The organism is Sphingobacterium sp. UBA7038, assembly GCF_002494055.1.
GTDB lineage: Bacteria > Bacteroidota > Bacteroidia > Sphingobacteriales > Sphingobacteriaceae > Sphingobacterium > Sphingobacterium multivorum.
On sequence record NZ_DLAV01000010.1, the window covers coordinates 1 to 6823 of the forward strand.

Annotated in this window: 6 protein-coding genes; 4 read left to right on the forward strand and 2 right to left on the reverse strand. The window is 39.7% G+C overall.

The genetic code is table 11. From position 1 onward, the window contains the following. Positions 1–68 precede the first annotated feature (68 nt). Complete coding sequence (locus tag B3H30_RS04410) at positions 69–590, forward strand: DinB family protein (protein WP_070569077.1); 522 nt, start codon at positions 69–71, stop codon at positions 588–590. A gap of 50 nt (positions 591–640) precedes the next feature. Here B3H30_RS04410 and B3H30_RS04415 read toward each other — a convergent pair whose 3' ends face one another. Then, positions 641–1096 (reverse strand): GNAT family N-acetyltransferase, encoded by a 456-nt coding sequence (locus B3H30_RS04415; protein WP_070569080.1) that lies wholly within the window; start codon positions 1094–1096, stop codon positions 641–643. Positions 1097–1315: 219 nt separating this feature from the next. Between B3H30_RS04415 and B3H30_RS04420 the strand changes: the two genes are divergently transcribed. The 3 genes from B3H30_RS04420 (at position 1316) to B3H30_RS04430 (ending at position 6115) form a co-directional block, all read left to right on the forward strand. Then, on the forward strand, positions 1316–2410 hold the full coding sequence (locus tag B3H30_RS04420) for a PAS domain-containing sensor histidine kinase (RefSeq protein ID WP_286833477.1): 1095 nt from the start codon (positions 1316–1318) through the stop codon (positions 2408–2410). Positions 2411–2552: 142 nt separating this feature from the next. After that, positions 2553–3866, forward strand: coding sequence for a sensor histidine kinase (locus tag B3H30_RS04425; protein WP_070569087.1), 1314 nt, complete (start codon positions 2553–2555; stop codon positions 3864–3866). 128 nt (positions 3867–3994) lie between these two features. Next, positions 3995–6115: an ATP-binding protein gene (locus B3H30_RS04430; RefSeq protein ID WP_070569090.1), complete on the forward strand. Its 2121-nt coding sequence runs from the start codon at positions 3995–3997 to the stop codon at positions 6113–6115. A gap of 102 nt (positions 6116–6217) precedes the next feature. Here the strand turns inward: B3H30_RS04430 and B3H30_RS04435 are convergent, their stop codons facing one another. Next, complete coding sequence (locus B3H30_RS04435) at positions 6218–6547, reverse strand: YegP family protein (RefSeq protein WP_070569093.1); 330 nt, start codon at positions 6545–6547, stop codon at positions 6218–6220. Between the last annotated feature and the right edge of the window lie 276 nt (positions 6548–6823).

Consider the following 6823-nt stretch of genomic DNA (forward strand, 5'->3'; position numbering starts at 1 on the left):
ATACTGACTTTGACGCATCAATAAGCGAGAATAAACGACCGAAGTAAACACTTACCAAAAAAAATAGGATGAATCGACAAGAACTGATCAAAACTTTTTCTGACAACCACCATACGGTTATTGCCTATATCCAGGCATTACCTGATCCCCTTTTTTTATACCGTAATCATGAAAAATGGACAGCTGGTCAGCAGCTAAAACATATCCTCTTAACGCTTCTACCCTTTCCAAAGATACTGCAATCAAAAGAGTTCATCGTCCAAAAATTCGGCACCCTACAACGTACAACTTGGGATTACGATACGGTACTTAACAATTATCTCAAAACAAGCCTACAGGCACCAAGTCAATTTTTGCCTGAAGATATCCTGCCTGCACAGAAAATGGGCCTTATAACGCAATTAGAAGAAGTAATAACTAAAATTAATCAGTTATTTGCACTGTACAATGAAGAGGAGCTCGATAGCCTAGTCTTACCCCATCCTTTGCTCGGAAAACTCAGTATACGTGAAATGTTTTACCTGATGAGCTATCATCCCCTACACCACCTGAATCAAATTAAGGAAAACTTGGCGTCATTAAATCACTAAGTCGCACCCTATTTTCAACATGTTGCCTGACTAGCATTCATGGTTTGTGTCTATTCCCTTGTATGGACCATATCATATAAATCAAAGCCTTCAGCCCAATAATCTTTATGGATTTCCCGTAGTACAAAACCATTTTTCTTATAAAATCCAAACGTAAATTGAGAGGTGCCGACTTCGATCTTTTCAACCTGATGATGGGCGTAAAGAAAGTCAATGCGATGATGCAATAAGGTTTTTCCAAAACCAAATCCATGATATTTTGGATTTAAAAAACTCCAACTCAAATATCCTGTGCGCTGATCATCGGAAAAACCTACACCGCCGCCACCAATAATTTGTCCGTTAACCAGTGCAACAAAATACGTCTCCATTTCCTGATCCAGATATTCCCTGAAATCGGCAACCTCGCTCTGTGCAAAGTACTTCGGTATATTCATATGAAGAATATCAATCAGTTTATTGCTATCCTGAACATCATATTTCCTAATTTCCAAATACTTATCCATAATTGGTATGATTACAAATCCCTGTCTATTTTAAACTTACATCTCCTGTGAAGTTTCTTAAATATAGGAATAATTTAGTGGGTTTTTATTGCACTATTCCCAAGCATACCCGCTGATCGCATTTTTATTAAAAAACATAAAAAACTATGGCTATTGGCTTGATTTTTGATTAATTTTACGCTCGCACTGTGGCAAGCAGATGATTATTAAACACCCAATATGCAAAAACCTCAAAAGGATTTACCGATTTTTTTTGAAGCATTAAATCAAATGCCGATTGCCACGGCCATTTATGATAATTCGAACCTCAATATCGCATTTGCCAATTCTCGTATGTTAAAAATGTGGCGTACAGAGAATGAAATCGTTGGACATTCCTTTGGAGAGGTTTTTCCGGTTTTTACCCAGGAAGGATTTGCCGATATACTCCGTAACGTCTGGGAAAGCGGTGTTACCTACAAGGCAGTTGAAACTCCCGCAACGATTGTTGACGGTGATTTCAAAATCAAACGCTATTTTGATTTTGAGTATAAGCCACTCTTTGATAAGCGCGGACGAACAAATTCCATCCTCCACACAGCTACCGATGTCACGCATAAGATACACGATGAGAAACCTTTAGATCGAGAAAATATAACTATCAATCCCGCAACCAACCTGCGCATGATATCCTATACACTATCACATGATGCGAAAAATCCCTTGGCACTCGCTAAATTGGGTATAGGTGTACTTAAAGAACATTTGGATATGCAAACCAATAGGCGGCTCGAACTGTATGAGGTCATCGATCAATCACTTGAAAACATCGCTTACATTATCGACAAAACGGTAGAGCTGAGCCTTGCCCCAATGTATAGGCTACGGAAACAACCTGTCCGTTTAGATCTTACATTGCCCAATTGGTGCCGGGAAGCTAAATTATTATTCCGTAGCCCGCATACTGAACTTATCTTTGGAGACCTTTTTCCAGTAAACAGTGATCAAAATGGAGTTTACCAAATCTTTACAAACTTGATCAACAATGCCATTAAATACTCTTCGGCCAATACGAAAGCAGCGCTGCATATTTATAGTGAAAAAGTAACGAACGGTGTGTTATATATTATTAAAGATAATGGTATCGGGATTCCGCAGCATGAACTCAAAAATATCCGTATGGAAAGACTGCGTGGCTCAAATTCAACGGAGTACCAGGGAAAAGGCATCGGATTGTTTATCGTTCAGGAAATTCTTGAAAGGCTCAAAGCGCAGATGACCATTTTCAGTCAGGAAAACCAAGGGACCGAAATTCGTTTGTTTTTTCCAAATTAATAACGTGACGTAGCCTTTTATCTTCCTTTCAGGACAGATTTTGCCAATCTTATCCTGCTATTCAAGAAAAATCATTGTTGAACTCCTGATTTATAGCTAATTTTGAATGTTTAGAAATTGCAAGCAAATCAGACAAGTCTTTATGAATCATTTTCGTAAATATTGGAAACTACTTTCCCATATTGGTGCACATCCGGACATGTCATACATCGATTTCAAACGCGTATACATGATCAATCTGATTGCATTGTTATGTTTATTTCCGACAATTTTCTTTTCAATCCTCAATCTTATCGACCACCGTTATATTTTAGCAGCGATTAACTTCTGCAATTCACTATGTGCGCTTACGGTCCTTCTACTTCAATATTATGAGAAGCGTACTATCGCTAAGGCAACACTGTTGACAAGTAATGCTGTGTTTTTCTTCGCTGGAGCGCTACTTTATAAAAATGGTGGCGAATACTTTTTATTGTGCACATTGATTGTCTCCATGTTGATGTATGATAATCGAAAGATCCATATAGCCCTTTGTATTACGGTAGCTTTTTTGATTTCACTCTTATATCTACTTCCCGATATACTCCCGTTAAGCCAGCAAGTGCCTCGATCTAGGTCTGTTTTCAATATTATCAATGCACTAGCTTTTATGGTCGTCGCAGTCAACTTCTTTCTTGACATCATCTATAAGAATATAAAAAAAATTGAGCAGCAACGCCGCAACTTAGAATCCATGAATCGGGACAAAGAAAAAATCTTTTCTATTATCGCGCACGATATCAAAAGTCCTTTTGCCAATCTGGAAGCACTGGTCTTTATGTTTCGTAATCAAATGCTCGACAGTACAAACTCCCAGGAATACATCCAGCAGATCTTTCAACAAATTACGCAGCAGAATCAGGCGTTGGATGATTTATTGCAATGGGGCAGCAGCAGTATGCAGGGGATCAATACCAAAGCATCACCCCAGTTGATTAAACCTATAATACAACAAATTGTTGAAGTTTTTAATGAGAATGCACAATCTAAACAGCTAAAAATCAATATTGATATACCAAACAACACACAGATAATTGCCAATCGGGATCATACCATCATTATTTTACGCAACTTGATCAGCAATGCGATTAAATTCAGCTATGTGAGCGGGAATATCAACATCTACACCAGCATGGATGAAACCTATACACATATTCATATTCAAGATGAAGGAATAGGAATTAACCCTTCGAAGTCCGCCGTACTTTTTAATGAGATCCAGCAAAAGTCTTTCGGAACGGAAGACGAACCCGGATCGGGCGTAGGCCTTGTTTTATGTAAGGATCTTATTGAGCGGAACAAAGGTGTAGTGAACATCCAAAGCACACCTAATAAGGGATCCGTTTTTACGGTCGGATTGCCATCCTGCCCCAGCCATAAACCACAAACCGAGTTCAAAGTACCCACATGCTGTTAATTCAACTATAGGTTTAGAAATTTTTTGGTGGTTTTATGGAATCATTGAATTGCCGATGAAGAGAGAAAAATTGAATCTCCCTTTTGTAATTAAAACTATATCTTTATAAAAAGAATTACAGGGTCACTATGATAGAGAATACGTTTGGAATGGATATAATGCCTGAAAATGAACATGACCGACTGAATGCCCTCAGACGCTATAAAATAATGGGAACCCCCGCTGAAGCCAGCTTTGATGGAATTGCAAAATTAGCCAGCCAGATCTTTAATGCCCCTATTGCATTGCTCTCATTGGTGGATGCAGAATCGGTCTATTTCAAAGCAAATATCGGCATGGGCACCACAAAGGAAACGAATCGAGGGCAAAGTTTGTGTAGTCTGGCTATTTTGGACAAGAAAGTAACAGTCTTTGAAGATACATTGGAAGAAGATATCCTACTGACCAATCCAACTGTAATTGGAGACTTTGGGCTACGGTTTTACGCAGGTGCACCCCTTATTACACATGATGGTTTTATGATCGGTTCACTGTGCGTTATGGACAAGCATCCGCGGGCTTTCAGCGCAGCTGATCGACAGATATTAGCAGGTCTTGCACGCACAGCGATGGATCAAATCGAGCTTCGAAGTTCTTCCATCGATAAAATTGATGAGCTTGAGGGCGTCAATATTACCATGGCAACCATGCAACAACGACTGCTCGAACTTAATGACGAAATGGAGCTTGCCAATGACGAACTTTATCGCACGAATAGTCAGCTCAACAAATCCTATGATTTGACAGTGCTACTCAATAAAAATCTCAAAAAAAGTGAACGTCGATTCAGATCCTTTATAGATAAGGCCCCAATAGGCTTTGCGATTTTAACAGGCCGTGAGTTAGTTATTGAAGTTGCCAACGATAGGATGCTCAAGCTCTGGCGCAAAACCGAAATTGTCCTCGGCAAACCACTTGCACAAGCGCTTCCAGAACTTCAGGGACAGCCCTATTTAGGGATATTGGACGATGTCTTTACCACCGGCCAAAACTACATTGGAGATACTGCCTACGCAAGACTTGAGTCTATGGGGGTATTGGGCGATCATTATTTTGATTTTACTTATGAGCCGTTAAAGAATGATGAAGGTGAAACGGAGTCTATTATTGTCATAGCCAATGAAGTTACCGAGCGCATCAAAAGAAACGAACATCTTGAAGCTCTCAACTATCAGTTGGAAATTGCACTAAAAGCTGGTGAACTCGGCTCCTACAATCGCGATATCAGAACAGGAAAAATGGACTGCTCCGAAACCTGTAAAATCAATTTTGGTCTTACCAAAAACGACCGCTTTGACTATGAAGACCTCATGCGAAGCATCGTCCCTGAACACCGCGAAATGGTGTATCAAAAGGTGCAGGACGCTATCCAGAACAAGACCACTTATCACGCTGAATATCTCATCCGTTGGCCTGATGGATCGTTACACTGGATCAATGCATCAGGTCTTCCCAAATACGATCCAGAAGGTCATGCAACTCACCTCATCGGCGTAGTGGCAGATATTACAAAACGAAAGAATTACGAATCACAAAAAGATGACTTCCTGGGCATTGCCAGCCATGAACTAAAGACACCCGTCACGGGCTTAAAGGGAACGATTCAATTGCTGGAACGATTTAAGGACAAAACTGGAAGTGAGATCATTTCAAGGCTTATTGATCAGTCTGCTGTCAATATCAAAAAAATCGTTACACTTGTTGATGACCTGCTCAATATGCATAGAATCAGTGAAGGACAGCTTCATCTCGAAAAAACAACCTTCAAAGCGTCAAAGATTCTTGCCTCCAGTTGTCACAATATCATATCCCAAGGCAATCATCAAGTTAATATTACGGGCGATCTCGATGCAACTATATTTGCTGACGAGCAACGCCTTGAACAAGTGCTTGTTAATTTTGTCAACAATGCCGTTAAATATGCACCAGAATCGAGAGAAATCAATATCACTGTGGAACAGCTGCAAGATTGTATCAAGATAACCGTCAAGGATCAAGGTGAAGGTATTGATCCGGCAGTACAGCCTTTTATTTTTGATCGATATTATAGAGCAAACCATGAAGGCAAATCGTACTCGGGGCTCGGGCTCGGACTCTATATCTCCGCTGAAATTATCAAAAAACACGCGGGTCTAATAGGAGTTGACAGTACGGTAGGCTTGGGCAGCAGTTTCTGGTTTTCCATTCCACGCCCACCAGCGGAAAGATAATCGCAAAAGAGCCGGTAAAAAAACCGGCTCTTTGTTATAAACTCCTATGCGCTTCTATTTACAGACTGCTTATGTGCAGCCGATCGGCATTTCAATATAGACTTAGGCTATCTCCTCAACCGTCGCGTCAGGCGCATTCTTCTTGACAGATTCAATGCCGTTTTCCATACCACTTGCGCTTTCATACATCTCGCTGCTTCCAATAATTTGACCATTGGTCGCCTTGAGATTGAAATAGTACTTACCATTGGTAGCAGTTTTACGATCAAATTTGTTATCGTCCTGAGCATTCTTCTTAACAGATTCAACGCCATTTAAACAGTTTGCTTTAGTTGTATAACCTTCACTGCTTAAAATCACCTGTCCGTTTCCAGCTTTTAGATTAAACTGAAATTCGCCATTTTTCCGAGTTTTTACTTCAAATTTACCCATTTTCTCAATTAATTAAATAAATACATGGTTATTGGAATGAAATCCATACTACAATATAATACTTTTCCATGTCATATGTGTCCTAAATAAATNNGACCCCTATTTTTCAATCTGCAAAAATCTTTAGCTGTCCCTTTTTTCCTTTTATAGGCGGCCTGAGAAAGGGATCATCTATCCATTGCTAGATGTTTATTTTCACGAAGATATTCATTCTGATGAATGCGACCAGATTGGACAGGTTCCAGTCATATTTGTCCTTTTTTTGTAAGTATTTTA